3 protein-coding genes are annotated in these 3,023 nt (G+C 70.5%); 1 reads left to right on the top strand and 2 read right to left on the bottom strand.

What is annotated here, in order from left to right:
- A partial coding sequence (gene priA / locus J7E68_RS19325; protein WP_215175158.1) for a bifunctional 1-(5-phosphoribosyl)-5-((5-phosphoribosylamino)methylideneamino)imidazole-4-carboxamide isomerase/phosphoribosylanthranilate isomerase PriA occupies positions 1-633 on the bottom strand: 633 nt, incomplete at its 3' end.
- A 155-nt stretch (positions 634-788) separates the two neighbouring features.
- Between priA and J7E68_RS19320 the strand changes: the two genes are divergently transcribed.
- On the top strand, positions 789-2,366 hold the full coding sequence (locus J7E68_RS19320; RefSeq protein WP_215175157.1) for an AAA family ATPase: 1,578 nt from the start codon (positions 789-791) through the stop codon (positions 2,364-2,366).
- 28 nt (positions 2,367-2,394) lie between these two features.
- Here the strand turns inward: J7E68_RS19320 and hisH are convergent.
- A partial coding sequence (gene hisH / locus J7E68_RS19315; RefSeq protein WP_215175156.1) for an imidazole glycerol phosphate synthase subunit HisH occupies positions 2,395-3,023 on the bottom strand: 629 nt, incomplete at its 5' end.

The following is a 3,023-nucleotide window of genomic DNA, read 5'->3' as shown; positions in this document are numbered from 1 at the left end:
GTCATCGAGATTCGCGATTCCGCCCGAGGCGACGACCGGCTTCGGAGTGCGCGAGGTCATCTCGCGCAGAAGCTCGAGGTTCGGGCCCTTGAGCGTGCCGTCCTTGGTGACGTCGGTGACGACGTACCGGCTGCAGCCGGCATCCTCGAGACGCTCGAGCACCTCCCAGAGGTCGCCGCCCTCTTTGGTCCACCCGCGGGCGGCGAGCGTCGTGCCGCGGACGTCGAGTCCGACGGCGATCGCCTCGCCGTAGCGACCGATCACATCGGCTGCCCACTCGGGGTTCTCCAGCGCAGCGGTGCCGAGGTTGATGCGGCTGGCGCCGCTCTCGAGCGCGGCTTCGAGCGTCGCATCGTCGCGGATGCCGCCCGAGAGCTCGACGTTGACGTTCTTGAACTGCTTGATGACCTTGCGGAGGATCGGGGCGTTGGTGCCTCGACCGAAGGCCGCGTCCAGGTCGACGAGGTGGATCCACTCGGCACCCTGCGCCACCCACTCCCCCGCCGCGTCGAGCGGGTCGCCATAGCTGGTCTCGGTGCCGGCCTCGCCCTGGGTGAGTCGGACCGCCTTGCCCCCGGCGACATCGACAGCGGGAAGCAGGGTGAGCGAAGGAGACTGCGCGAAGTCGTTCATGACGTCCTCAGGTGAGATGGGAGGGCCGATTCGTCGGCACGAGAATCGACACTAGCTCGCGCATCCGCCCGCTCCAAAACGATGACGGCGGAGAACATCAGGCACCACGCGGTAGCCTCGATGACACCCCTGTTCGGTCGATGAGGAGATGTTGCATGGTGCGCGATGCGGAAGCGCGAGGAGGCGGACCTCTGCGACGAGGCAATCCGGTGCCCCCTGAGACTCCGGAGATCGTGGCGCACGTGCCGCTGACGCCACAGGGTTCCGTCCCGCCCGCCGCGCCCCCGCGCCCCGCAGAGGCGGCAGCGAGCCCGGATGCCGACGAGGACTTCCCCGAGATGACGGTGCCCCGGATTCCGAGGCGTCAGACCCCGGACACCCCTGTGGCTCGCCCCACCCCGGCACCCGCTCCCGCCACTCGCGCCGAGGCCGCTGCCGCCGCCGCGTCCACCCCGGAGACTCTGCCTGGCCCGGGCCCCGCATCGGCACCGGCACCGGCACCGACACCGACCTCCGTCACGCCTCAGCCGCCGATCACGGCGGTGCCGACGGTTCCTGCTGCAGTGCCGCCAGTCGGGCCGGCCCCGCCCGCAGCGGCGTCCGTTCCCCCTGCGCCGTCACTTCCGGCCGCTCCGGCCACCCCGTCCCGTCCTGCGGGCGCCTCGCTGCCGACAGCGTCTGTCGTTCCCGCCGCACCGGCGCTTCCGACTGCGCCGGCCGGGCCCGCATCGACAGCCGTCTCGGCAACCCCTGCTCTTTCCGCGAGCGATCCCGTCTTCTCTTCCTCCTCTCGACGCCAGCAGCGCGAGCAGGGCATCGAGCGACGCTCTTTCCTGCAGGAGGAGCGGCGGGAAGAGCCCGCTCGACGCGGCGGTCGCGGAATCCTCAACCGGGTCGGGTTCTCGATCGGCCCCAACGCGCGCGAACGGGCGATCCGCGACGACGAGCACGAGGTGAGCCGTCATTGGCCCGGCCCGCGTACCGTCGCCGTCGTGAACGGGAAGGGCGGCGCCGGAAAGACGCCGGCGACCGTCCTGCTCTCGGCGGTCTTCGCGCAGTACGGCGGCGCCGGCGTGCTCGCCTGGGACAACAATCAGACCCGCGGAACGCTCGGATGGCGCACCGAGGCCGGCGCGCATGACCGCACGCTCCTCGAGCTTCTGCCGCAGACGCAGCGGCTGCTCGGCGCCCAGGGGCAGTCGGCCGACCTCGCGCACTTCGTGCACCATCAGCCGCAGGAGAAGTACGACGTGCTGCGGTCCAAGCCCATCCGCCTCGCACACGAGAACCGTCTCAGCCCGTCGGACGTCGACTCGATCCACGCCGTCGCCGCCAAGTTCTACCGCCTGATCATCATCGACTCGGGGAGCGACGAGTCCGACCCGTTGTGGTTGCGCATGATCGACCTCGCCGACCAGATCGTCGTCGCGACGACGACGCGTGACGATCACGCCGAAGCCGGCGCGCTGCTGCTGGAGGCACTGGAAGACCGTGACGAGCGCTCAGCCCGGCTCGCGCGGGAGTCCGTGGTCGTCGTCAGCCAGGCCGACCCGAAGGCATCCACGGCCGACGTGGCCGAGGTCGTCGCAGGCTACCCGCCGCTCGCTCGCGAAGTCGTCGGCATCCCGTTCGATCGCGAGATGGTCGACGGGCACCTTCGGCTCCGTGCCCTCGGCGCTCCCACGCAGCAGGCATGGCTCTCGGCGGCCGCAGCCGTCGCGCGGGGCTTCTGACCCGCAGGGTCTGCGTTTCCGGCGGGCGTCAGGCCCTCAGGCTGTCGACCCAGTTGCGCAGCAGCTGGATGCCTGCCTCGCCGGACTTCTCCGGGTGGAACTGCGTGGCTGACAGCGGACCGTTCTCGACCGCAGCGAGGAACGGGTCTCCGTAGGTCGTCCACGTGAGCACCGGCTGCGGGAAGGGCGGGATGACGTCGAGCTCCCACGACTGCGCGGCGTAGGAGTGGACGAAGTAGAACCGTTCGTGCTCGAGCCCCTTGAAGAGCACCGAGTCGGCGCCGGGCTCGACCGTGTTCCATCCCATGTGAGGGAGGACAGGCGCGTTGAGCTCGGTGACGGCGCCCGGCCACTCTCCGAGGCCTTCGGAGTCGTGTCCACGCTCGACTCCGTGAGCGAAGAGCACCTGCATCCCGACGCAGATGCCCAGAACCGGGCGTCCACCCGCGAGTCGCCGGTCGATGATCTCGTCGCCACCGTGCGCGTAGAGCGCGTCACGTACGGCCTGGAACGCGCCGACGCCCGGCACGACGAGACCGTCGGCCTCGAGGGCCTCCTTGCGATCGCGGGTCAGCACGGCATCCGCGCCCGCTGCGATCAGAGCCTTCACCGCCGAGTGGACGTTGCCGGATTCGTAGTCGACGACGGCGACACGAG

This window comes from Microbacterium sp. ISL-103 (assembly GCF_018613995.1).
In the GTDB taxonomy this organism is placed as follows: Bacteria; Actinomycetota; Actinomycetes; order Actinomycetales; family Microbacteriaceae; genus Microbacterium.
Note: the sequence above shows the minus strand (reverse complement) of the source record. Positions and strands in the feature narration are given on the sequence as shown.

Bases quoted from the DNA above. Each gene is read 5' to 3' on its own strand.
- J7E68_RS19320 (WP_215175157.1), top strand. From the start codon at position 789: ATGGTGCGCGATGCGGAAGCGCGAGGAGGCGGACCTCTGCGACGAGGC.